The 25,178-nt window shown below is 37.4% G+C and carries 16 protein-coding genes; all 16 read right to left on the bottom strand.

The features are described 5' to 3' along the window. The 16 genes from B9A18_RS10905 to B9A18_RS10825 all read right to left on the bottom strand — a co-directional run bounded on the left by B9A18_RS10905 (position 1) and on the right by B9A18_RS10825 (position 25,133). Positions 1-1,263, bottom strand: coding sequence for a TlpA family protein disulfide reductase (locus tag B9A18_RS10905; RefSeq protein WP_084289320.1), 1,263 nt, complete (start codon positions 1,261-1,263; stop codon positions 1-3). Positions 1,264-1,267: 4 nt separating this feature from the next. Beyond that, a complete protein-coding gene (locus tag B9A18_RS10900) occupies positions 1,268-2,638 on the bottom strand; it encodes a thioredoxin family protein (protein ID WP_144009463.1) in 1,371 nt (456 codons plus the stop codon). A gap of 2 nt (positions 2,639-2,640) precedes the next feature. Beyond that, positions 2,641-3,981: a TlpA family protein disulfide reductase gene (locus tag B9A18_RS10895; RefSeq protein WP_084289319.1), complete on the bottom strand. Its 1,341-nt coding sequence runs from the start codon at positions 3,979-3,981 to the stop codon at positions 2,641-2,643. A gap of 2 nt (positions 3,982-3,983) precedes the next feature. Then, complete coding sequence (locus B9A18_RS10890; RefSeq protein ID WP_084289318.1) at positions 3,984-5,330, bottom strand: TlpA family protein disulfide reductase; 1,347 nt, start codon at positions 5,328-5,330, stop codon at positions 3,984-3,986. A gap of 12 nt (positions 5,331-5,342) precedes the next feature. Next, positions 5,343-6,695 carry a TlpA family protein disulfide reductase gene (locus B9A18_RS10885; RefSeq protein WP_084289317.1) on the bottom strand — a complete coding sequence of 451 codons (1,353 nt, stop codon included), beginning with the start codon at positions 6,693-6,695 and terminating at the stop codon, positions 5,343-5,345. A gap of 102 nt (positions 6,696-6,797) precedes the next feature. After that, a complete protein-coding gene (locus B9A18_RS10880) occupies positions 6,798-8,348 on the bottom strand; it encodes a PKD-like family lipoprotein (protein WP_084289316.1) in 1,551 nt (516 codons plus the stop codon). A 33-nt stretch (positions 8,349-8,381) separates the two neighbouring features. Further along, on the bottom strand, positions 8,382-9,134 hold the full coding sequence (locus tag B9A18_RS10875) for a DUF4843 domain-containing protein (protein ID WP_144009462.1): 753 nt from the start codon (positions 9,132-9,134) through the stop codon (positions 8,382-8,384). A gap of 10 nt (positions 9,135-9,144) precedes the next feature. Continuing rightward, positions 9,145-10,566: a RagB/SusD family nutrient uptake outer membrane protein gene (locus B9A18_RS10870; protein ID WP_235005295.1), complete on the bottom strand. Its 1,422-nt coding sequence runs from the start codon at positions 10,564-10,566 to the stop codon at positions 9,145-9,147. Between the two features lie 22 nt (positions 10,567-10,588). Beyond that, on the bottom strand, positions 10,589-13,873 hold the full coding sequence (locus tag B9A18_RS10865; RefSeq protein WP_159452634.1) for a SusC/RagA family TonB-linked outer membrane protein: 3,285 nt from the start codon (positions 13,871-13,873) through the stop codon (positions 10,589-10,591). Positions 13,874-14,264: 391 nt separating this feature from the next. Continuing rightward, positions 14,265-15,437: a FecR family protein gene (locus B9A18_RS10860; RefSeq protein WP_159452633.1), complete on the bottom strand. Its 1,173-nt coding sequence runs from the start codon at positions 15,435-15,437 to the stop codon at positions 14,265-14,267. 130 nt (positions 15,438-15,567) lie between these two features. Then, complete coding sequence (locus B9A18_RS10855; protein WP_159452632.1) at positions 15,568-17,097, bottom strand: PKD-like family lipoprotein; 1,530 nt, start codon at positions 17,095-17,097, stop codon at positions 15,568-15,570. Between the two features lie 16 nt (positions 17,098-17,113). Further along, positions 17,114-17,899 (bottom strand): DUF4843 domain-containing protein, encoded by a 786-nt coding sequence (locus B9A18_RS10850; RefSeq protein ID WP_159452631.1) that lies wholly within the window; start codon positions 17,897-17,899, stop codon positions 17,114-17,116. Between the two features lie 8 nt (positions 17,900-17,907). Further along, positions 17,908-19,323: a RagB/SusD family nutrient uptake outer membrane protein gene (locus tag B9A18_RS10845; protein ID WP_159452630.1), complete on the bottom strand. Its 1,416-nt coding sequence runs from the start codon at positions 19,321-19,323 to the stop codon at positions 17,908-17,910. A gap of 11 nt (positions 19,324-19,334) precedes the next feature. Then, on the bottom strand, positions 19,335-22,622 hold the full coding sequence (locus B9A18_RS10840; RefSeq protein ID WP_159452629.1) for a SusC/RagA family TonB-linked outer membrane protein: 3,288 nt from the start codon (positions 22,620-22,622) through the stop codon (positions 19,335-19,337). Between the two features lie 621 nt (positions 22,623-23,243). Continuing rightward, on the bottom strand, positions 23,244-23,828 hold the full coding sequence (locus tag B9A18_RS10830) for an RNA polymerase sigma-70 factor (RefSeq protein ID WP_084289306.1): 585 nt from the start codon (positions 23,826-23,828) through the stop codon (positions 23,244-23,246). Between the two features lie 144 nt (positions 23,829-23,972). After that, positions 23,973-25,133, bottom strand: a complete 1,161-nt coding sequence (locus B9A18_RS10825) for a glycoside hydrolase family protein (RefSeq protein WP_084289305.1) — start codon at positions 25,131-25,133, stop codon at positions 23,973-23,975. Between the last annotated feature and the right edge of the window lie 45 nt (positions 25,134-25,178).

Raw genomic sequence — 25,178 nt, 5'->3', positions numbered from 1 at the left:
TTATGATTTATTCAGTGCTTCAAGCAACATTTTTTTAAGTTCCGGACTACTCGGAAGCGGAGCTTCTGCGGTGACTACATTACCCAGGCGATCAAAAATCAGGTAGCGAGGCATTACTTTAATTTTATAATCGTTTGCCAGTACATTTTTACCTCCTCCTGCGAAAAGTTGAATTCCGCCCATTTGTAGCTCTTTAATTATTTTCAACCAGGTATCCTTGGCTCTGGGCCCATCCTGAGCAACGCCAATAAAAACAAGATCTTTACGATCATGCAATTCTGCTTCTAATTGATTTAATGCTGGAATAAGCGCTTTACAAGGTCCACAATAAGTAGCCCATACATCTACCAAAACCACTTTACCTTTAAAATCGCTCAAAGAAACCATCTTTCCATCCTGATCAGGGAAACTAAAATTAGCTCCTTTACGACCAGGTGTAGAATTATACAGCTTTGCACCTAAGGCATCAACTTTAGCTTTCAAAATCGGGTGTGTAAGATATCTCCCATATTTATTGGTCATATCCTCAAACTGGGCATAAGATTTTAGATTAGGTTTAAGGCGATCGAATATATAGATTCCTTTTTGTCGATCTGTTGAAAGATAACTAAGCCCATCAGCCGCTTTATTTAGATTTGCGGCAAAATCAGCATACATGCATATCAATGCCTTACCTTTGGGATAAGCAAACACATCATCATTTTTAAATTTATCCTTTACAAGGAGTATTTTACCATACTCAGGCAAGTTTTCTTTTGATGCTGCATTTTGTCTGGCCGTGTTAAGCGCATAAAAATCCAGTTCAAATTGAACAAACTGTTTCATCAATATGTTAAACTTCTCATTTTTGGTATGGACACTTTTTTGAAAAGCCGCAGTTCTATCTTTAACGGTTAATTTACTCCATGTGGACAAAATTTCGTTTTCATCCGTTTGTTTACCAATAAATTCCATTTTGCTTCTATCAATTGTTACCTCTGCCTTATCCCCCTTTTTCAGGTATAAAGGAAATTGTCCAGCCTGAGCAGTAAAGCCACCGAGCATATAGAAACCTTCATAAGCAGGATCGAAAGTAAGCACAAAAGAGCCATCACTTGCAGAAGTACCAGATTTAATGAGTTTAGTTTCTCCATCTTCTATCTGAAATAAATATACCACCCTATTTATTGTAGGATTGGGGACTTTCCCCCTAATTTCAGTCATTTGAGCAAAAGCACTGATGTTCAGTAACACCAATGCTGCAATCGTAAATAGCTTATTCATTTAATTAGTGTTGAAGTTTCTTTTGTAACTTACGCTTATAAGAGAAAACCGGAATATCAGACTCGTTATCCTTCATTTTCTGAAGCGTTGTTTCTGCATTAGTCAGGTATTCATCATTGCTAACCTTCATTTCAGCTATCAAATCAGATTGTTGTTTAATCGCACCCGCTTTATCACCAAAATTATAAATTGTTACATTCATACTATTTTTAACTACGGAGGATTTATTCAGCGTTATAGCCTTTTTACATAAACTTATTGCCAATTTTTTATCCTGACTTTGCTTAGAAAGTTTAGAAAGTCTTAATGCATAATTCGAACACCAACCAGAGGCGCCGGCAGAGTCAATACCTAAGACAGGTAAAGGCGCATTTTTGTCTATTATAATCCCCTCTTTTCCTATTGTAGCGGTTTTATCAGCTGGCAACAGAAATCGACTGATGTAGGCCCTGTAAGCCTCTATAAGCTTAACGGTATCATTATTCGAACTATACAACCTTATTTTGTATTCAAGAACCTTTTTATCCTTTCTTTCTGATATTTCAACAGCATTGAGGTTAGCAAAAAGGGTATTCAATTCTGTCTCACCTACAGAAATGACTCCATTAGATTTAAAAACTTCATCTATCTTACTTTTGGCTTCATCACGTATCTTGCTATATAAATTGGCAGCAGAAACACCATCATTTTTGCATAGCACTGCATCAATCTCTTTATAATTCTTAATCATGTAATCATAAAGTTTTGATCCCGCCCCTTTTGTGAAATTTAAACCAATAAAATAAAGCTGATCTGAAGTTGCCGTATTCGTTATAAACTTAGTGATATATGCTTCAAGTACGGGGTTAGTTGACTTTCCCTCAGCTTTCAGACGCTTTATATAAGCTCTGGAAAAAGCTTCATCATAATCGGCAGACTTATATTTGGCATCCAGCTCAGCCAAACTGATTTCTTTCTTGCCCGAAAACTTAGTAATAACTCTGTCCCCCAGATCATTAAAATCTGCGGCTGCTATAGAACTTTTAGATCTATCGAACAAAGACTCATCAGCCGGGTTGATGAACAAATAAGTTGGATAAGATTTCACCTCGTATTTTTTTGCAAGTGCAATACCCTCTCCCTTTTCTGCGTCAATCTTTACATTCACAAAGCCTTGATTATAGGTGGCGCCAATTTCAGGTCTGGTAAATACCTGTGTTGACATTACTTTACAAGGGCCGCACCAACTTGTATAAACATCCACAAAAATGAGTTTATTTTGTGCCTTCGCTTTTTTTACCGCCTCGCTCCAGGAGCTATGTTCAAATTCAATTCCCTGAGCAAATACGCTCAGGGTACTGAATAATAGAAAAATGCCTATTAAATTCTTTTTCATCTTTAAAGTTCTTTATTAACCATTTCCGTTAATTTAGGATCCGAAGGACGCGGGGCGTCAACAGATACTACGTTACCATTTTTGTCGAACACCATAAACCTGGGGATCGAAGAGATGGCATAGTCCTTAGCAATTTTACTCCAACCGCTGGCAAATAATTGTACACCATGCAAATCCAATTCCTTTAGCATCTGAAGCCATGCTTTCTTATCCTTTTCGTAGTCCACCGATACAGACATAAAGACTACATCTTTACCTTTAAAAGCCTCTTCCATTTTTTTCAGGTAAGGAATTTGTTGTTTACAAGGCGCACACCATGTTGCCCATACATCTACCACTACTACTTTACCTTTAAAATCAGTCAACGATACCATTTTACCGTTTTGATCAGGATAGGTAAAATTGAGTGCTGGTTTTGGCCCGGTTTCCTTGTTATATAGTTTGAGACCTAAGTCTTCTACAGTTGATTTCTGATAAGGGCTTTGGAAATACTTACTGTATTTATCCATAAAGTTCTGATATGCTGCATAATTATTAAGCCCCCTTATGCTTTGAGAATCGCCTAAAATACAGGCACCTTTTATGGCATCGTTATTGAATACCGTTATTTTTTGATTAATTGGCACGCGACCTGGCATCGCAAAATTTCCATACAAATCTAAAAAGCGTTTTCCATTGAGCATTCCCAATACACCATCTGTATTGAATTTTTTTGGATCAACAATGGTTTTGTAAAAAGGTGATAAATCTTCTTTTTTCAAGAATACTCCTCTGGGAAGTGCAAGAAAGTTCAATGCATATAAGTCCAAATCATATCCAACAATTTGTCTCATTGATTCATTGAATACGGCATTTTTAGTTTGGATAGTTTTTTTGAATATTCCCGCTTTTGTGGCTAATTCAGCTAACGCAGGAAAGAATTCAGTATGCTGTTGCATGGAGTGGAAGGAATTATACCTAATGGATTCCGTCATCTTAGCCCATTTGTATAAAACGGCATTCTCTGGAGATTGCTTACCAATAAAATCGATTATTCTGTTGTTGATCGCAACCTCTGCCTTATCACCCTTTTTTAGATAGACCGGAAATTTTCCTCTTACAAATTCACTCCAACCAATAGCATAGAATCCTTCCTGAGCAGGATTAAACATGAAACCAAAAGAACCATCCTCAGCCAAATTGGTCTTTGTAATTTCTTTGGTTTCCCCATCCTTGATTTCATAAAGGGTAATATCCTTATCATTAAAGCCTTCAGATTTTACTGTTCCCCAAATTTGAGTCATTTGCGCCGAAGCGCAAAGACTAAACAGTAAACCAGTTAAAACAAATATTATCTTTTTCATGATTATTTAGCTTTAGCTAATTCTCCTTCAAGCAATGCTTTTAATTTTGGGTCAGACGGACGAGGTGAGTTAGGATTTAATAGTTTTCCATTTTTATCAATTACAATAAAACGAGGAATGGTTTCAATTTTATAGAAATCGGTTACTTTATTTACAAATCCGCCGGCATATAACTGTACACCTGTCAGCTTTTGATTTTCTACATACTTCGACCATTTGTCCTTATCTTTTAACTCATCTACTCCGAGGCTGATGAAGACCACATCCTTACCATGAAATTCTTCCTCTAACTTTTTTAGATAAGGAATCTCCTTTGTGCATGGATTGCACCAGGTTGCCCAAATATCCATCACTACTACTTTACCTTTAAAATCACTTAATGAAACCATTTTACCATTCTGGTCAGGGAAAGTGAAATCAACAGCATTACCGCCAGCTGTAGTGATATATAATTTAGCACCTAGTTCTTCTACCCTTTTCTTCAAACTTGGCGAGGCAAAGTATTGGCCAAAATTTTTAACCAATCCTTCATACTGAGGGTAGTTCTGTGTATGAGGTATCATCTTAAATAAGGTGTATACTCCTTTTTGTCTGTCAGTAGAAAACAATTTCAATCGATCCTGAATATTTCCTTTTACCGCATAATCTGCATAGTCATTCATTAAAAACTCACCAAACAAAGTCGACAATACATCATCATTTTTGAACTTATTTTCAGCAATAATGGTCTTGTAATAAGACGGGTAATCTTCTTTCTTAGGATGCTCCTTACGTGGAGTACGAACGAAATGCATGGCATAATAATCCATATCGAAATAAGTTACTGAAGTCATCAAACGGTTGAAATTTTCATTCTTCGTTTTGATGGTCTTCCTAAACGCGTCAGTTTGTGCAGCAACTTTAGTCAATTCAGGGAAGAAATCATGATACGTACTTAATGGAGACTCCATAAAATATATCGATTTAACTTTTAATTCCTGAGTCAGATTAGTCCATGAAGAAAGTACCGTGTTTTCGGGAGTCTGCTTTCCAACAAACTGCATTCTTCTTTTATCAATAGCAATTTCAGACTTGTCACCTTTTTTCATGTACAATGGAAATAAGGATCCTTTTTCCATCCTTGCGTACCCCACAGCATAAAATCCCTCATTTGCAGGTGTAAATAAAAACCCGAATGAACCATCTTCACCCAATTGAGTGTTGGCCATTAATTCCGGTTTTCCATCCACAACGCTAAAAAGCGAAATATCCTTTTGCGTACCATTTTTCATTACCCCACGGATTTCGCTCATCTGGGCAAAAGAAGCTTTTGTCAACAGCAAGGCCGCGAGCATTAATATTTTCTTCATATTTCTTTTAAATTATTTGCTTAGTAATTCGTTCAGGTAAACTTTCAAAACAGGGTTAGATGGACGCTGGCAACATTTCGCATTCACCATTTTCCCTTCTTTATCTATGATTGCAAAGCGAGGAATTCCCGTTACACCTATTTGATAAAAAAACGGATCATCCTTAAGCCCTTTTTCCATTTTTATCTGATTCCCAGTCAGGTTTCTTTTTTTCATAAAGTTTTGCCAATATTCTTCTTTAACATCTCCATTAAGTGATAAGAAGACAACATCCTTCCCCTCCATTTCATGTTCTAATTTTTTAAGAAAAGGCATTTCAGCAACGCATGGATGACACCAGGTGCTCCAGATATCAATTAAAATATACCTTCCTTTATAATCACTGATTTTCGCCTTGGTACCATCTGGTTTTAGGAAAGTGGCCTGACTAAAATCAGTCCCCGGAACAGCATTGTTATAACGAGTCAGTTTATCAACTCTGCCGGTAATCGCATTTATTTTTGAAATATTTGACGGGTCCTTCAATAATGGCATCGCTTCTTTAGCATAATTCTTTACTTTAAAAACATCTTCTTCCATTAAAGCAAAGTCAACGAGCTTAACAACATAAGCTTCCCTTAATTCCTGGTTTCCTATGGTTTTGGCAAAATCGGCAATCCATGTGTTTGAATTGCGTACTGTAAGCTTACCGGCCTCCATTTTAGCATACATGATCTCGTTAATCGTTTTAAACCAGTTGTAATAGCTTACAATTTCCGGCACTAAATTGAGGTTAAAATCATCAAACTTAGCTTTGTTAATTTCATCAACTTCGCCTGCAACCTTTGACTCCATGTAAGGGCCAAATACTTTGTCGAGATATTCTCCCTGAGCATGCCCCAATAAAGCCGCTTTGTTCAGTTTTACCTCCGCATCGGCAGAGGCGTTGATCGCATTTACACGGTTGGTATATACTTCTTTAGCGGTATACTGCTTATCCTTGTAATTATATTTATTAATAATATCGAAGAGAAACTGATTCAGTTTACTTCCCTTCCCACTTAATACAACCTGATTGCCTTTTACTGTTATTAATATATCATCGCCCGGTTTCAGGTATACATTAAATCCCTTTACAATCGGATCAGTTGTAGTCAAAATACAAAATGTGGGTTCATTAAAGGTCGTTTCCATAATGAAACTTCCATTTGTATAATTGGTTCTTCCCTTTTGAGTCAAACCAAAACCTTCAATAAAAAGGGAAGCTCCTCCTTGCTGTGAAGACATCTGTCCTTTGATAACGGTTTTAGCGCCATCTTCGGCAAAAGTCGGTGGAGATATTGCCAGACCACATAATACGGCTGCAATTGCGAATATTTTGTTCATCTATTTATTTTTTTGTTTTTCAATTGTCAGATGGAGCCGACATGATTAAAATGCGAATGAAGAAAAGCCAGAAGTAATTGCTTCCCGCTTTTCCATTTTATGCTATCTTTCTCTATAATGTAAGCTTTTCACTTTACCGCAACCTGAATAGGTATATTCTGCCGAACCTAATCCCCCACCATTTAGCAGGTTAAACTGCTCAATTTTTCCATTTTCGCCTTCAGGAAGTGCGGGGTCATAACTACATACCATCAGTCTGTCTGCAAAAGGATATTTACTAGCTTTTTGATAATATTGGAATTTCAATGCAGTAATTTTCGAAGTGCCATAATCCTTTACCACGGTCCAGGCTTGTGTTGGCGATATAACATTGTAATCATATTTATACAGTTTGCCACCCACATTGTAATAAATATATCCAAAAAGAGGACTCATTGCGAAACTTTCTGCTTTATCAATATTTTCAGCTAAAATTTCTTTAAAATCTGTTTGTACCTGACTTTGTGCATTAAAACGAGCAAGATAACGCTTAGACCCTTCAAGATCCTTGAACACAGCATACACTTCATTTCCTTTTGCCGAATAAGCCATGTATACTAAATCTTTACCAGTATGTTCATAAGAAAACTTTAAAGGATTAGAAGGTGTATTGCTAGGATCTACTACAACTTCTAAGGCCGGAGCAAACAGATTTTTACCATGCTGTAAAAAACGCCTGTTGACCACATCATAAAAAAATGCGGACGTAGTATTAACTGGAGTTTGTTCTGAGGCTGCAATAAATGGCGCTACTTTATAATATTTTGCATTATCGTAATTAAGCGGTAAACTGTACTTTATCCCAGTTGGAGGACAAGTATAATAAACATTACCCTTTGAAGTTATCATGTAGGCCTCGGGCGTTACGCGAAACTGTTGAATAGCCTCCACTACAAAATCTTCAGGAGTTAAAGAAGGGTCAACAATTTCTTTTGTTACATTGAATTTAGGATCCCATTTAAAAATATCCTGATCTACTCTATCCGTATATTGATCGGTTCCAATGTAAATTGCGTAAGTTCCTGAATTAATACCATAACCACTTAGCTTACCAACAGTAAGGCCATAAACCAATTTAGGTTTTCCGGTTAATTTAAGGCCGGAATTCGTTTTTGTCAACAAATCCTTTACCACGAGAAATTGATTAGTAGCATTTTTGGAAATCATATCAACTCGTGCTTTACCATTTACATCACACATTAACAGCCAACCCTCGTTAAATTCGTTTCTCACTTCCACGATAAAATTCTTGGTGAATTTTATTCCCGTAACATTATCTGTAATTCTATAGTAGCATTGGTAAGTATTCGCAGGCATAGACACAAACAAATCCAGGTCTTTCGTTTTGCCTATTGTAATTAAACTACCATTCACAATTTGCCATTCATACTTATAACGGCTTGAATCTGCAACAGGATCCAGCGTATATAAAACTTTAGGACTAATGGTTAACTGCGTAAGATTTTGAACAATTATCTTCCCATTTAATTCGGAAGGGAATTTAACCTCATTAATATCGTGGTATTCATAGTTGCCTAAATCTTTTTTACTACATGAATAGTTAAATAAAGCAACAGCTGCCAGTAAGCAGATATATATATATTTTTTTAGCATAACATTCCTAATTTATTATTAAGCAAATATTTTTTATGAACTAGCCCCCATTTTCATTTCAGAACCATTATCCTCTAAAACCGGGGTTCCGGCTGCTTTGAGCTCGTCCAATCGACGTTTTACTATTTTTCCAAACACGCTAAACTCTGCTAATGCAATGGAACTACCTGTATCCAAATACTTAGGGTCTATTTCCAGGAATTCACACATGAAAAACAATTTTGTACGAGAAAAAGTGCCCCAGTAAGCATCATTCCATAATGCAGGTTTTTTAATAATATCATCAAACTTAACCTTGGTAGAAATGGTACTTATGGTTTTACCTGTTATTTTTCTGGTTTTAAACACATTGCCAAAGTTTTCATTAGTCAGCAAATTAAACTGAATGATAAAACTTTCGGTTTTCATGTCTGGAGTTTTTTTTATTTTTAATTTGATCGTATCCAAAAGTTTGTTCTTTTTGATTACAAATTTACCTGGCAGAGCCTCATAATGAATTCCAGAAATAGCAGTGGACAAGGGACTTACTTCCAATAGATATTCTCTATCATGATCCACAAGTCCCCCTGTTACAGCCACAACAATGTTTTTTATAGAGTCCATTGTCTTAGGAGCATAAGAAAACGAGACGTATGTAGAGTCGAATGCTAGCGCTGGAATATTCCTACCGGCATCTGAGAAATACACATCAGCGTTTTTATTATCAAATGTCATCAAGCCCTTTTCACATGACACCAATGAAACTGAGATTAATAATACTGCGATTTTATATATAAGTTTATTCATGATTTCTTGACTAACGATTATTTTTTTCAACGTCTGGGATTGGAACTACATATTTAATCCTTATGGTGGCCGCCGTCCCCATACTATAGGTTTCATTACCTGTTGTGGGTGGTATAGATGTCGCATTAGCCGTCCCTCTTGGAATCGTAATTGCGTTTTTCCGCTTATAAAAATACCACAACTGTCCTTCCCCAAAGAACTCTCTTATGTACTCTTTCTGTAGCTCAGCAGTCAACTGCGAAGCAGCAACCGGAGCTGCTAAATTTCTATTATATCGAACCAAATTTAAATAACCCACTGCGGTATTTGGGTCTGGCTCACATTCGGCTGCTATATAATACATTTCACTAAGTTTCAACAAAGGAACTGTATTTCTGAAGGGCTTGGTTTTGTCATCAACATCAGTATACTTTAAAAACGTTTTGTAAGCTTTAGTAGCTGATTTTCCCCAAAGCTGATCATTTCCAAATCTAAAATCATCTAGAGCATACAGATTGGTTAAATAAATATCAAGTGGAGCCAAAATATTTTTATCAGGCACTTGAGCACCAAAAATTTCCTGTTGTCGTTTGGCCAGGTCAGCGTTATTCACACCTAAAATCACTTCTGTTGAGAAAATTTTGTCGGGATTTACTTTATCCGAAAGAATATTATCACGGTTTACCCAAGGAAATTTAGCCCCATTGTCTATAAGCACCTTTGCGCATGCTAAAGCTTCAGCCTTATTACCCCTGTATAGATTTACCCGGGCTTGCAGGGCTTTTACTGAATAGTAATTGAATTTATATCTTTTCTCCTGACTAAATGACCGATCCTTAAAAAGCAAACTTTCTGCCTTACTTAAATCAGCCATAATATGGCTCATCACTTCATTAGCAGGCAAAAAAGGATTGATCGTAATAAAACCCTGGGTACAATAAGGAACACTTTCCAAAGTAGAATCAGCTGAATTATACATAGGGCCGAATAAGCGCAATATATCAAAATGCACCATAGCCCGTATAGCTAATGCTTCGCCCCGGTAGGTAGAATCGGTTTTGACGTCTATGATACCTGGCGATTTCTCCAGATTATCCATCAACCTATTAGCATTAAAAATGGATTGGTAAGCACCTTTCCAAATTTCGGCCATTTTGTTGGCTACATTTCCATCCGTATAGGTATGGCTATGATACCTTATATAGGCGTGGTCAGCGACAGAAACATTATAACGGTGGGCAAGTACATCCGGAACAGTTAAGGTTAAGTTTTCACCGTATAACTCTTTACCACCCAGGCCTACATATATGCCATTTAAATAAAATTTAATATTTTTCGCTGAGGTAAAAACCTGGTCTTCAAGAAGCTGATCTTCCGGCTGTATGTCCAAAAATTTCGAACAAGCAGAAAGAGAAGTTATAATGCCAATAGCAGCAATTAAATATCTATACATTTTTTTCATATTCGTTTTAATTTTAGAATGAAGCCCTTAAACTGAATGATATTGAGCGTGCGTATGGATACTCCGTTCCACGCTCACGTTTAACAGTTGAAAAGCGGTAGATATCATTAGCATAAGCTGAAAGATTTAAATTTGTAACACCGAAACTCTTCAACCATTTAGCATTTGCGAATGTATAATTCACATTGATTGACTCAAATGAAAGGCTGTTTTCGACCTGAAGAAAGCGAGATGACAATTGAGTTGTCACTACAGTTCCATCACCTAAAAAGATATTTTTGAATTGAGAAACATCACCAGGTTTTTTCCAACGATCATATAATGCACGTCTATCCTGATTGTTGATAATATCACTGTATTCAATGTTTTCGACTTTTTGTAACAAAGCAGAATTGTATACCATAGCTTTGATCCTATAACGCATCATTAATGAGAGCGAAAGATTTTTATAGTTAAATTGATTTGAAAAAACACCTTCTAAAAACGGTCTATTGCTACCAACTTTAGGTTGATGTGCTTGATCATACTCTAGTGTATGATCGCCATTTTCCCTTAAAAACATTTCACGACCGGTAGCCGGATCAATGCCCAAAGATATAACGGTAAACAAATCATTAGGACTAGCTCCATCTTCGTAACGATTTAAAGTCTTATTTTTTATCTCCTTTGCATTCAGCTGTTTTAATGCATCTCCAAACCCTCCGTACCTGGCATCATTTCGAGACCCCGTCACATTTACTCTCCAAACAATACGTTTTGCTGTGTTTCTAATTATTGCATAATTCAGTCTAAATTCAGCACCCTTTGTAGTTAAAGTACCCACAGTGTACTGAAAACTTGAAACACCTGTAGAGGTTGGTAAATCAATAGGAACATGCTGATTTTTTGTAACCTTACTATATACATTTACGTTAACTGTCAAACGATTGTTAAAAAGTCCAAGATCCAGTCCGCTACTTATTTGAGTCGTTTTTTGAGGCAACAGGTCAGGGTTACCCAATTGAAGAACATTTATACCCAGTCCAGCCTGGTTGTAGCGCCTCAAATATTGATAAACAGTATTTGAAGGCGGGGCACCCATGGATTGATTACCGGTTACCCCAATATTACTAAAAAACTTAAGCTGGCTAATACTTTCAACATTTTTCAAAAAACTTTCGTTATGCAGGTTCCAGCCTATACCGGTAGACCAATATGGAGACCAGGGATTATTTTTACCAAAGGAGCTTGATCCATCTACACGGTAAGAGGCGTCGAACAAATAACGCGAAGCATAGGAGTAGTTAGTTGATGCTGTACCGTTTAGACTTCGAAAAATGGAATTTCTACTGTTGGGCACACCAAAATTTTCATAACCGTAGGCAAATTTTAAAATAGGATTAATTTCTGCAGGAAAGCCCTGTGCTATAAAAGTTGCCGAATTGGAGTGGTTATTGCTTAGCTGGCCTCTAAGATTGATAGTAACTGAATGCTTCCCAATTACATTACCATATGACAAAAGGGCATTTGCACTATATGAAAAATTGTTAGTTTTAGAATTTGTATACTTACCTCGCAGGATAGGTTCTGTACTGGCAAAGCTTGTATGATCAGGCGATGTAAAGGCATCATACTCCGAAGCTCCCTTTGATACAGAAAAACCTCCATTCAGTCTAAATTTAGGAAGGAAATCATATTGAACAGATAAATTGTTCGTAAGCGTCATTGCTTGTCCTTCGCTTTTAAAAGGTAATGAGGCATTATATAGTGGATTTGAAACTGTTCTTTCGGTTAAAGTGATAGAAGTTTGGTGCCCCTTTGGCTTATCTAAAAAGGATCTGGTAGGATCCTTTTCGTAATAAGGATTGGTATTCACGAAAGAAATGTAACTGCCATAAGGTGATTCAGTGTTATAATCACCACCTATTGACAGTGAGTTGGTAATATTAACTTTCGATTTTCTATAATGAAGGTTTACGTTAGTCCCCCAAGAATTACGACCAGAACCCTTCATTACACCAGGATTAGATTTGTAATTGAACCCTACACCATAACGCAAAGACTCATCACCGCCACTTGCCATAATGGAATTATTCTGGGATATTATATTTCTAACAGGTTCAGCTAACCAATAAGAGTCTATTCCTCGGGCAACATACCCCAAATGTGAGTAATAGGTCGAATCCAACACGATCTGCGCCAAGACGTCGTCTATTTTATATCTTCCTGAAAGTCTTTCAAACTCAAGCTTTTCTGCAGCATTCATCATGTTATAAACCGACAAATCCGGTCCCTCGATTCTTAAATCATTAGTGTAAGAAAAGGTCACTTTGCCTGGCTTTGGCTTAATGGTTTCAATTACAACAACACCGTTTGCCGCTTTTGAGCCATATAATGCTGTAGAGGCTGCATCCTTAAGGATAATTACAGATGCAACACGATTCATATCCAAATCAATAATAGTTTGCAAAGTGGTTTCAAAGCCATCCAAAACGAACAAAGGCTGGTTAGGGTCTGTTCCAAACTGGTCTTTTACAGAAAGAGCTTCAACAGTTGTTTTACCCCGAAGTTCAATAACAGGTAACGCATTAGGATTAGATCCCATTCGATCATTATCAATTTGAATAAAAGCAGGATCTAATGCTTTTAAACTCGCGATTATATTATTATTACCCACTTGTTTAAGTTCTGCACCTGAAAATGTAGCTGAAGCCCCGGTAAAACTGTCCTTTTTCCGATCAATACCTGTACCTGTAATCACGACGTCATTTAGTTTACCCACACTTGATCTAAGCTGAACGTTTATAATTTCCTTATCTGAAACTTTCATTGTCCTTGGTTCATATCCTATGTAAGAAAAAGTAAGTACATCGGTATTGTCACCTACTTTAATGGCGTATTTCCCGTTTTTATCAGTTTTTGTTACCGTATTCGTTTTCTGGCTCTTTATTGATACACCAACTAAAACGTCATCATTATCATCAGTTACTTTACCTGTAATGATACGCTGTTGTTGGTTAGCGGTGTGCATGGCCTTCACGACAATGATTTTCTTTTCCATTTCGTATATAAAAGGTTGATTCATAAACGCCCTTTTCAACGCTTCCTCTACCGAGACATTATTGAAATCTAAATCAACAAGTCCGGCTTTTTCCATCATTCGATCACTATAAATAAAGTCGTAACCGGTTTGCTTTCGGATTTCTTTAAATATGCTTACCAAGGTGGCTTTCTTAGTCTTCAATGTAACACTCTGACCATAGGTAGTGGCGCTAACCTGCAAAACCCCAGCTGTTAATAGTATAATAATCAATTTCATTACCAGCAAAATTTTAGCTACGCCGACCCGTGGCCTGCATAGGCTATTAAAGTAAAAATTCATACATTTGGTTTAGTTTAAGACGTGAATGCCAATTGTCTGAGAAGTAGTTTGGCATCCCACGGTTTTCATTAAATAATTGTTTACGCAATTCCCGATTACATTCGGGCATGATGAAATAACATTAAATGGCTAGCCGGGAGTGTTCCACCACTCCTGGCTTATTTATGTTATGCTTTCATATAAAGGTTAAGTAATTTTTCTCATACGCATGTTTTATTATACCAACAGGCTGCCAGCAAAAACATTTTCGCAGTTAAACTTGGTTAGGGTTAAAAATTCGGTTAGTTAGGTTATATAGTTTTTTTGTTGATTCTTTGTTCTTTACTCTTTAATCCTTATTTGTCACTTTTATTGTTGATTCTTTTATTTCAAATTTTATCTCATCGGTCGATTCCAGACTTTTTAAGATTTCAAAAATGCTGTTTGATCTCGACATCTGTCCGCTAAAAGTCAATTTCTGATTTACATCCTGATCGTAAACAACTTTCACATTGTACCATCTACCGATTTTACTCATCACATCTTTCAGGCTCTCTTGTTGGAATATAAAGTCACCATTCTTCCAGTCGACTACCTGCTCAATATCCTTTTTAACAACCTCGATACCACGTTTAGTCAATACGGCTTGCTCTCCGGATCTGATAATTACCTCCTCAGAATTCACTCCATAAGTAGAGCTCACTTTCACGCTTCCTTCTAATAAGGTGGTTTTGATAGCGCCTTCATCTTTATAACCATTGATATTAAAATGAGTACCTAGGACTTCAACTTCCTGGCCCTCATTGATTACCTTAAATGGATGAGATTTATCTTTTCTCACCTCAAAGTAAGCCTCCCCATTCAACTCAACTTTACGATCTACCGAGGACGCAAAAGATAAAGGAAACTTCAAAGAAGAAGCCGCATTAAGCCATACTTTAGTCCCATCAGGCAAAATAATCTGATACTGTCCACCTTTTGGTGTTTCCACCGTATTATAGGAGATTTTTGACTGATCGACTCCCTCCTCTGTACCTTCTACTTTATATAATAATTGGCCATCAGCTGATTTGGTAATTTGAATCCCAGTTTGCTCAACTAAAGCTCCATTTTCAGCATCACTTAAATTGATCTTACGGCCATCTCCCAAAGTCAATGTTGCAGTATTTGTTCCCGGAACAATTTTGGCCGCAAGGGACTGCTCCTTCCTGTCTGATTTATTCAGAAAAAGGTAAGCAGCGACCCCGACTATGATAAGAACTGCTGCAGCCGACATATATCGGGCTATCGAATATACCTTATGATTTGCCTTATGCTTATTCACACGAGAAACAAGCCCCTCGTATATTTCTTCGCGCAAAGCATTTTTCTCACCCATACGCTCAGTATCCCATGAAGGGTGCCTATTAAGAAGTAACTGATAAGCTTCATCAAAAGCTGCTTGCTCTTCCTCAGTAGCAATTCCTTCCTGACATTTTGTTGCCAGTTCTCTGAATTCAATATCTGTCATTAAGGGGTTCATATACATATGTCTAATTAAAAAGGCCTAACCCCTAAAAGAATTTAAAAAAAAATCTTTCCATTATTTATTTCTACTCAAATCCATTTCCAAAAAGCTCCTTAAATCTATGATTTAAAGAGCTTTCGTTGTTTTAAAAATTATTAAGGTAAACAGAATTTGAAGGTGATATATACATCACATCTCCTACAGAACCCTTTCCTTCAAGCGTAAATTCCGGAGCAGGAGAAAGGTTACCCGATGTTTTTGTGAACATACGTACCTTGTAATTAGCTCCGATTTTAGTACCTATCATTACATAATTGTATCTGAAAGGAGCCTCTGTTTGCACTGTTGAAGCATATTTTCTATGACGAATAAAGGTGATTTCTTCACCAGCTGGTGCGGTAAATTGCAACTGTTCATTTTGATTTGATAAGTTTCTAGACCAAACCTGATTACCTAATGTAAAATAAAGCAAGTTCTCATCATCAAGTATCAAAGTATAATTAGTGGCATTATAAAGCTTGTCAGTAACTTTTATGGTCTCGCTACCTATAGTAAGCTTAGGAAATGCAGGTGTAAGAGACGACAGTAACTTTATAGCCGGATTGGTTTTATCTTGTAAAATAGCATATCCGGTATAAGGAGAAGCTGTTTTTGTCCCCATAAACAATAAGTTCTTATTGCTATTGTTTACACTAATCATAGTGTTGGTGCCGTCTGTAAGCAGGTTTAGCACAGTAGGACTAGCTGCGCAAGAAACAAAAGAACTGCTCATTTCATCAAAGAAAATTGGATTTTGCCCATTCCCCATCATGAAATATTTAGACAACTTATATGGAGTGTTCACACCATCCTTTACCCTTCTCGCTCCAAAATGCCCTGTGTTGCTTGTTAAATTAGCATTAAGGGAGTGAAGCTGCCCATCATTAACAATATAATTACCTCCAAGAGCTCCCCAGGTTATAATACCTGGTGCTTTAGTTGCAGGTACTTCGTAAAAAAGGTGGTTAAAATCGTTTAATTCCTTAAGAGAACTAATATCCACTACGCTGACATCCTTATCACTCATTAAATATAAAGAGCGAAAAGTAGTATATGCTCCGGTAGGGTTTGTCCTATAGTTAAATTGAAAATTAAGAAGTGATGCTTTACCATTCAGTTTTTTACCATTTATTACACTATAAACATTTTCAACTTTATCTTCAGGAACAATACCAACTGAGGACTTGAACAAATCGAGATCTGTTTGACCCCCGTCGTCTTTTAAAACATACCACCCGCGAGAGAATTGGGTGCCAACTTTTAAAACGGAGATAACGTATTTAGAAACACCTGTTTTTTTGTTTTTTGCACCAAAAACCAATGTCCAGTCTTTAGGACTTTGGGAAATCTGATAATCAATGGCTTTGGTTTTAGCAATTGTATCAATTACAAGCACACCCAAAACACGGCTGTCATAAACGCCCCAAAAACACTCAAAATCAGCATCTTTCTCCGTAGAAGAGACCTCCGGATCCACAGTAATTCTATCCACCGCAGCAATTTTCGTATAGGCACTTTCTATGCCGTTAATGGTAATAACTTCTTTGGAGACATAGTCATAATTACCTTTATCCTTTGAACAGCCGAAAATAAAAAGTGCTATTGTCAGGCTTAATATTGTATATATATATTTCATGATATAATCTTTAGAATTATGGAAATGCAACCAAATCACCAATCTCGTCTTTAAGTGCATTGCCTGGATGGGCTTTATTGTAATCAATCAAAGCCTGCTTAATAACTGACATATAATAGACAATTCGGCTTAGATCAGGAGCAGCTCCATTTTGAAGTTCACTCATAAAAGATTGATCCCAAAGCTCTCCGGTATGATCCATCATAAATTTATGTTTTACCGCGCTATACTTGCCATAATATGTGTTTTGAAAAAACCCAGACCAGGCCGCTGGTTTATTGATTCGATCGGTAAAATCTACCTGTCGCCACAAGTACTTGGCCTCCCCCTTCTTAAAGTTTTCGTTTTCAACAATATTAAACCTAAGTACCGCATCAGACGTTTTTAAAGAGACATCCCGTAACAAAATCACTGGAACCAAACTATGAATCTGGCCAGCTTTAATGACAAAATTTTTACTGACAGCCGGATCATCTAATGAAATGTAATGAGTTCCCGCAACCGCGTTGTTTACACCTTCAACCTGTATTTGTTCCAGTTTAAAACTACGATCTTTTGAAGATACCCCACCAATGGCATAAATATCAAAAAATAGCGTATCCATGCGGGTATCCGCATTTTTGTAAAAAAAAGTATAAGTTCTAAGGGCACCAGCATCATTAGCGCCTGGATCATAAATAGCCGATGCCGGAGGTCCGAACTGCAAGGTTGCCATCTCACTAAATAAGAAAGGATCCTCTTTACAAGAAGCCAGGGCCATCAGAACCATAGCTACTAAAAAATATTTTAGTTTCTTCATCATATCAAACATTAATTTGCTTCCGTTTTAGGCATTGGAATTAAATAATTAAGTGTTGCTTCCCCCGGAACGAATAGTACATTTGCCTGTGCTGCATTCAACCGTTTATAAGCAAAAAATGCCTGCCCTTCTGCATAAAACTCTTTACGATATTCCTTAAGCAATTCATTTTGAATCAGGACAGGATCCGCTGGCAAAGTATTTTGTTGCAAACCGCGTGCAGAACGAAAGGTCGTCCATAACAACTGGGCATCAGCAGCTTGTCCCGTTTCGATAGCGATCATATACATTTCACTAATACGCAATAAAGGAATTTGCTTAAAATTTGTCCCAGATTCATCAACTTTATATTTCTTTAAAACATAACCCTGTAGTACACTTTGGGGCAAAGTAATTAATTCCCAAAGATTAGCCTCACGAATATCGGTGCCGGTATTACCATAAAGCTGTGAATTAATAATCGAATTGTCGCTGCCCTTTCTCAGGGAGCCATTAGCGTATAGAGAACTGTACTTAGTATATAAAGCAAAGTCATGCAGGCCAAAAATATGTTCGCAAGTCAACACATAATCCTTAGCGCTCATGTCAGCCAGCTTTCCTAAACGGAACATAGGATTACCATTACTGTCCTTAGCATCAATAACCATTTTGGCGCACTCATAGGCCTTTCCTTTATTATTGAACCACAAATAAGCACGTGCCTGCAATGCTTTTACCGCATAGTAATTCATTTTCAAATTACGGTTGGCAAAATAGGCGTCTGTAGGGGCTATATTTTTAACAATCGGGTCAATATCTTTCACTAATCTTTCTGCCTCGTCCAGATCTTTTAATAAGGCCTCTTGAAAAGCGGCAAATGACAACAGTGGATTCGGCGTTTTAGACAAATGAATTACATAAGCCAGTTTATTGCCGGTATTGACATCAGTTGGAATAGGACCAAACAAGCGCAGGATATCGAGATGGCAATACGCTCGCATAGCCAGACATTCGGCTTTAACAGTCTCGTATACCCCAGGGCTCCTAAAAACGAACCTATTTTCATCAATATGATCAAGAATCGCATTGATGCTTGCAATGATCTTATATTCTGCACCATATATAGCAGATAACGACCTTTCAGCATCTACATCAGTATAATTAAAATGAGCTAATTTATATGGAACCTTCGTACTAATGATGGCATCCCCATCCCAGCTGGAAATTAGATGTTCAATAGTAGTCATAGTCATATCTCTACCGTACACATTAGTTCCTTTCATTTGGATATACACCCCGTTCAACGCATCCTTAAAACCTCCCTCTGTGGAAAAAAGTTCCTCCTGGGTCATTTCAGTTTTAGGCTTCACGTTCAAATAATCCTTACAAGATGTATTCGTTAATGCCGGCAACAACAGCACAACAATAATATATTTTAAAGTCTTCATATCCATAATTATTAAAATGTGGTATTAATGCTTAATGAAAATTGTCTAGAGAATGGGTATTGTGTTCCGCGCTCTTGTTTTACTGTTGAGAAATAGAAGGCATCAGCAATACTTAATGAAATTGACAGCGCCTCAACACCTAATTTTTTACTTAAATAGCCATTATTGTACTGCAAATTGATATTCTGACAGTTAATTGTATTTTCATTCTTAACAAACCTCGACGTCTTGTTCGTAGCCCTTGTAACCATCAGGCTTTTGAACTCAACCATGTCGCCAGGGCTTCTCCATCGGTCGTTATAAACGCGGGCGTCCACATTCCAATCATAGTCCGCATTCTCTACTTTATTAATCAGTGTCTGGTTGTAAAGTTGTCCACCTGAACGATATCCGAAAGCTACATTTAACGACAAATCTCTATAACGAACCATCGAACTTAAATTACCCTGGATTTTCGGATCATTTGATCCTGCGGCCCTAAGGTCAGCCGGATTCCAGGTGTAGGTTTGTTGTCCGTCTTTGGCCAGATAAAGTTCTTTACCTGTGCTTGGATCAATACCCAAAGATGGAACAACCCATATCGTATTGGATGAGTATCCTTCCTTAAACAATGTACTCGGAGTAGCGCCTGTAGAGTTCTCAATGGCTATTTGAGCATCTTTTAATGCTTGTGAAATTTGAACAATCTTGTTTTTATTGTGCATCATAGCCATGGTAACACTCCAGGTAACTGCCGAATTGCGCACTAAGAAAGCCGTAGTTTTCAATTCAAATCCCCGGTTGTTTAGCTTGCCAATATTTTCAACATAGCTGGTGAATCCATTAGAAGCGGGCAGGTTTACAGAAGAAACCAGACCATTCGTTTTCTGGATATAATAATCTGCGGTTAATTTCAGGCGTCTATCGAGAAATTCAGCATCAACACCCACATCATATTTCATGGTTTGCTGCCACTTCAAGTCCTGGTTACCCAACCCCATTAAATAAGCACCGTTCGAGTTGATGTAACGATCATCCGTATAGTAGCGGTAAGAAGAAAGTGCCTGATAAGGACTAAAGTTCTGCGAACCTGTAGGACCTAAGGATCCACGGAGTTTTAGACGATTAATCACATTAAAATCTTTAAAGAATTCCTCATTATGAATGTTCCAACCTGCTCCCACAGACCAAAATGGTGCAAAACGTTTATTATTACCAAATTGTGAAGAACCATCTATACGGAAAGATCCATCAACGAAGTACCGGTTATCATAAATATAATTTGCATTACCCGTAACCCCAATAGCTCTTGTCAAACCTTCCGATCCTGTAGGTCGGCCATCCTTTGCATACTGTTGTGCCATGGAGATAAAATCAAAATTTGAATTGGTAAATCCTTCTGCAAGAAAACCATAATCCGAAAATCTGTTTTGGCGCATGTTATAATCCACCCCACCAAAAACAGTATGTTTTTCGCGAATTGTTTTAGAATAGCTTAGGTTGACTGACCCGTCATAAGCCAATTTACTTCCCACCCCGTAGTTATAATCTCCTTTTCTGAAAATATCTGCTTCACCATAATCAGCGAAAGCTGTATGTTCCGCTGGTCTGAATTTGTCGTTTTTAACCTCAGATTTCGTAATTCCAAATCGCCCCCTCATCGTTAAATCCTGGTTAATTTGCCATTCAACCGAGGTATTGTTGGTGATCTCAGAAGTACTGGACTTATCAAAAGTATTCAAAGTAGCATTATAAAGCGGATTGGTTGGCAGTGTAGCCCAACGACCTACGTAATCCGTATTTCCGGGATCGCCTAAAATTTTAATTACCTGTCCGTTCTCATCGTAGGCCTTCCAATAAGGATTCAATTTAACGTAATCATTAAAGTTTCCATAAGGCGAATTTGCTGAACTCCCCTCCGATATCATTAAGCTGTTACTAAACTTTATTTTATTGTAAGTATAAGCCAGATTAATGGTCCCGTTATAGGTTTTCCGCTCTGATCCTTTCATTACGCCCTTAATATCATTTAATTGCATGGATGCAGAATATCGAAAAGCTTGATCACCTCCTTCTAAACGTAGGTTATGGCGCTGGCCCACGCCTGTATTGAGTGGCTTTGATAGCCAATAAGTATCAACACCACTGTTAACATCAGTTAAAAGAAAGCTATAATAACGCTTAAGTGGTATATCAAAATTCGGTCTTTCACCATTATATAGTCCTATGGTTTTTTCCAATTCCAGCTTCTCTCTTGCATGTAAAAGATTATAAGCGCTTAAATCAGGTGCTTCGATGTTTAAATCACCACGATAAGTAATACGAAGTTTTCCTTCCTTAGGTACTTTAGTAGTGATCACAACTACGCCATTTGCGCCTCTGGAACCATAAATAGCTGTAGCAGAAGCATCTTTCAGAATGGTAAGTGATTCCACCTCATTCGCATTCATGTCCAACAATTTTTGCAGAGAGGATTGAAATCCATCAAGAATGATTAATGGGGTGTTTAAAGCAACACGACTCTCATTTTGTAAATCATCCACATTGGGCAAACTTGAATTTCCCCTGATTTGAATTTCAGGTATGCGGTTGGGATCAGAACCAAATGAATTACTCTCAATGATGTTGAATGAAGGATCTACGTTGCGAAGCGATGTAATCAGATTGCGATTACCAAACTGCTCCAGTTCTTTAGCAGAAACAGTTGTGGAGGCCCCTGTAAAACTTTTATCAACCTTTTTAAAAATACCGGTTGATATCACTACATTATTAAGCTCACTAACACTGCTTTTAAGTTGAACATTTATGACCTCCTTATTCGAAACCGGTATCTTACTGGTTTCATATCCCAGATAAGAAAAAATCAGCACATCAGCATTGTCACCCACTTTAATGGAATACCTTCCATTCTTATCAGTACTTGCCACTGTATTGGTTTTCTGGCTCTTTACCGTTACCCCAATTAAAGTCTCCCCCTTATCGTCAGTTACTTTACCCGTAACCACACGCTGTTGTTGGTTACTTACCGGCCTCGACTTCACTATGATTATTTTCTTTTCAATCTCGTATATAAAAGGCTGGTTAATAAATGCCCTTTTCAATGCTTCTTCTACCGGAACATTATGAATATCTAAATCAACCGGTCCGGCATTTTCCAGCATTCGATCGCTATAAATAAAATCATAGCCTGTTTGTTTCCGGATTTCTTTAAATATGCTCACCAATGTCGCATTCTTCGTCCTCAATGTCACGCTCTGACCGTAGGTATTTGCGCTAACTTGCAAAATCCCAGCTGTTAATAGTATAATAATCAATTTCATTACCAGCAAAATTTTAGCTACGCCTGCCGGGGGCCTGCATAAGCTATTAAAGTAAAAATTCATACATTTAAATTAGTTTAAGACGTGAATGCCATTGTCTGAGCAATAGTTTGGCATTCCGCGGTTTTCATTAATAATTGTTTACGCAATTCCCGATCATATTCGGGCATGATGATAGCATTAAACCATAAGCCAGGAGTGTTCCACCACTCTTGGCTTAATTTAAGCGCTTCCGTTTAGGTATTTTCTTTCATACGCATGTTCTTTGCACCAACAGGTTGGCCCGCAAAAACAATTTCGCAGTTAAATTTGGTTTAGGGTTAAAGATTCGGTTAGTTAGGTTGGTTTTTTGTTTATTCGTTATTCGTCAATTTATTGTTAATTCCTTTATTTCAAATTTCAGCTCATCAGTTGTCGAACATAAAGTCCGCCCACTGGGATGTAATTCGTTCTTTACTACTTCAAAATAGGCCTCCCCGCTCAGTTCAACGTTTCTGACCTTTACTCCATCTTTTACCTCGTTTAAATCGACTTCCCGACCATATCCCAAAGTATCATTGTGAGGTTCATATAGGTAAGTCTAATTAAAACCACCTAACCCCTAAAAGAATTTTAAAAAAATTAGTTTAAAAAGAGTGAAGATACGCAGGCTAAAAAAAGAACTTCACCCATTACTATCCTTAATTGCTTTAAAGCAATAGACATTTGAGCTTCCACAGTTTTTACACTGATTCCCATTCTGCTTGCAATCTCCTTGTTACTGAGGAACTCCATTCTGCTTAGCAAAAAGACCTCCTGACAACGTTTAGGAAGTAAGGCAACCCCCTGTTCAAGCAACTTTTCAACATCCTGCTCGTTCAACCGGTCCTTCATTAAATCAAAACCTGCCAATCTTTCCAATTCACCATCCTCAATAAATACCTTTCGATTATTTGCCGATTTAATGTAAGTGAGGACTTTATAACGAACAGCTGTAAACAAATATGATTTTAACGAATCGATTTTCACTTCAGCCCTTCGAACCCACAATTGTAACAGCACATCCTGCACAATATCTTTACAGGGATCAGCATCTCTTAAGATACTAAATGCCGCCAGATAAAGTTGTTCCCAATATTGATCATAGATGAGTTTAAGACCGCTCTCATCATCCGATTCCAATAAAGAAAGTAAGGCTTCATCCATTAATATTGCTTGAGTAAACATATCATCGATTTCGTAAGACGATATAAGGTTATGGAAAAAAAATGACACTCTAAAAAACTTCTTGTAAAAATAGCTTACTGAAGTCTCATTTAAAATAGATAATCTAACGAAATTGATGACTTATTCTCTGATTTTAATCTGGCCTTACTTTAATGGAAAACTAACATTAAAAGAATTATTTTCAAAAGGAGGATTGTCCGTGCCTTCTGAAGGTTCCTTAATGGAAGCTGCAGCAAATAATGCTATAGGTTGACCATCTTTATCAGTGACAACAAAAGGTCGCTCCAAATGCTGTAATGGTACCTTCTTCCCATCTTTCATCGTCAACTCACGTAAAGAGATCAATGGATGAGCTGCCGCTTTCCAATCCAGCCCATCCGTTGAAGTAATTAAAGCAAGTGCCCCAAATTGTGGCACCAGTTTTTTACTATGCGAATAGTACTTAACTGCAGCATAAAACCTTTTCCTCTTTTTATCAAACCACATACAAGGGTCTTCACAAGCCATCTCAGCAGAAGTAAAAACCTCCCCTAACATTTTATAAGGGCCATCGGGTTTATGGCTAACAGCCATGTAGAAAGTCATATTTCCAACATTTGGCTTCCTCGATTTATACATCATATAATAACGTCCATCGGGCCCTTGCGTAACTGTCGGATTGGTGGTTACTTCAAAAGTGTTAATATGATCTGGCTTCATTAAAGGTGCAGCCGGTTTTTCATAGTTACCACTCAGCAGATCCTTGATACTTTTCGCTTTAATTACTCCTATGGCCTGGGTGCAATTGTACTTTAGCCAATGGGCCCAATCCTTACTTACTTTTTTATCCACACTAAAGGCAGGATCAAAGGAATTACTGATATAATACAGATAATAATACTTACCAAACTTCCTAATCAGCGGATTATGCATTGTGAAACGATCCCAGTTTGAAGCCTTTCCATCCCCTTTCAAGACCGTGGAAGTGTAATGAAAAGGACCATTTAGATTATCGGAAACCGCATGTGCAATTTCAGAATACTTGCACCAGCCCCGAAAGCCATTGAAAATATAATTCATTGGATCATCGTCAAGTGGTCTTTTTCCATGCGCCCATCGAGAATAAAACATATGATACTTACCATCCTCACCTTTGACTACACTACTGCACCAGGTATAGTGATCATTCGAATAAAAAATACCTGAAGAATCAACTTTGCCTAATAAGGGTTCAAAATTTAGGTTGTCCTGTGCATTAGTTTTTGTTGAAAGAGCTGTCAACATTAAAACAACAAGAAAAAAAAGAAAAGGTAGTTTAGGTTTCATCGCTACGTTTATTTACTCAACCATTCATTGATCAGCACTTTCAGT

The organism is Pedobacter nyackensis (assembly GCF_900176505.1).
GTDB lineage: Bacteria > Bacteroidota > Bacteroidia > Sphingobacteriales > Sphingobacteriaceae > Pedobacter > Pedobacter nyackensis.
Note: the sequence above shows the minus strand (reverse complement) of the source record. Positions and strands in the feature narration are given on the sequence as shown.

Excerpts from the sequence above, each read along its gene's own strand:
- B9A18_RS10895 (WP_084289319.1), bottom strand. The coding sequence starts at position 3,981 with ATGAAAAAGATAATATTTGTTTTAACTGGTTTACTGTTTAGTCTTTGC.
- B9A18_RS10900 (WP_144009463.1), bottom strand. The coding sequence starts at position 2,638 with ATGAAAAAGAATTTAATAGGCATTTTTCTATTATTCAGTACCCTGAGC.
- B9A18_RS10840 (WP_159452629.1), bottom strand. The coding sequence starts at position 22,622 with ATGAAATTGATTATTATACTATTAACAGCTGGGATTTTGCAAGTTAGC.
- B9A18_RS10860 (WP_159452633.1), bottom strand. The coding sequence starts at position 15,437 with ATGAACCCCTTAATGACAGATATTGAATTCAGAGAACTGGCAACAAAA.
- B9A18_RS10905 (WP_084289320.1), bottom strand. The coding sequence starts at position 1,263 with ATGAATAAGCTATTTACGATTGCAGCATTGGTGTTACTGAACATCAGT.
- B9A18_RS10865 (WP_159452634.1), bottom strand. The coding sequence starts at position 13,873 with ATGAAATTGATTATTATACTATTAACAGCTGGGGTTTTGCAGGTTAGC.
- B9A18_RS10830 (WP_084289306.1), bottom strand. The coding sequence starts at position 23,828 with ATGTTTACTCAAGCAATATTAATGGATGAAGCCTTACTTTCTTTATTG.
- B9A18_RS10870 (WP_235005295.1), bottom strand. The coding sequence starts at position 10,566 with ATGTATAGATATTTAATTGCTGCTATTGGCATTATAACTTCTCTTTCT.
- B9A18_RS10825 (WP_084289305.1), bottom strand. The coding sequence starts at position 25,133 with ATGAAACCTAAACTACCTTTTCTTTTTTTTCTTGTTGTTTTAATGTTG.
- B9A18_RS10875 (WP_144009462.1), bottom strand. The coding sequence starts at position 9,134 with ATGAATAAACTTATATATAAAATCGCAGTATTATTAATCTCAGTTTCA.
- B9A18_RS10890 (WP_084289318.1), bottom strand. The coding sequence starts at position 5,330 with ATGAAGAAAATATTAATGCTCGCGGCCTTGCTGTTGACAAAAGCTTCT.
- B9A18_RS10850 (WP_159452631.1), bottom strand. The coding sequence starts at position 17,899 with ATGATGAAGAAACTAAAATATTTTTTAGTAGCTATGGTTCTGATGGCC.
- B9A18_RS10885 (WP_084289317.1), bottom strand. The coding sequence starts at position 6,695 with ATGAACAAAATATTCGCAATTGCAGCCGTATTATGTGGTCTGGCAATA.
- B9A18_RS10855 (WP_159452632.1), bottom strand. The coding sequence starts at position 17,097 with ATGAAATATATATATACAATATTAAGCCTGACAATAGCACTTTTTATT.
- B9A18_RS10880 (WP_084289316.1), bottom strand. The coding sequence starts at position 8,348 with ATGCTAAAAAAATATATATATATCTGCTTACTGGCAGCTGTTGCTTTA.
- B9A18_RS10845 (WP_159452630.1), bottom strand. The coding sequence starts at position 19,323 with ATGAAGACTTTAAAATATATTATTGTTGTGCTGTTGTTGCCGGCATTA.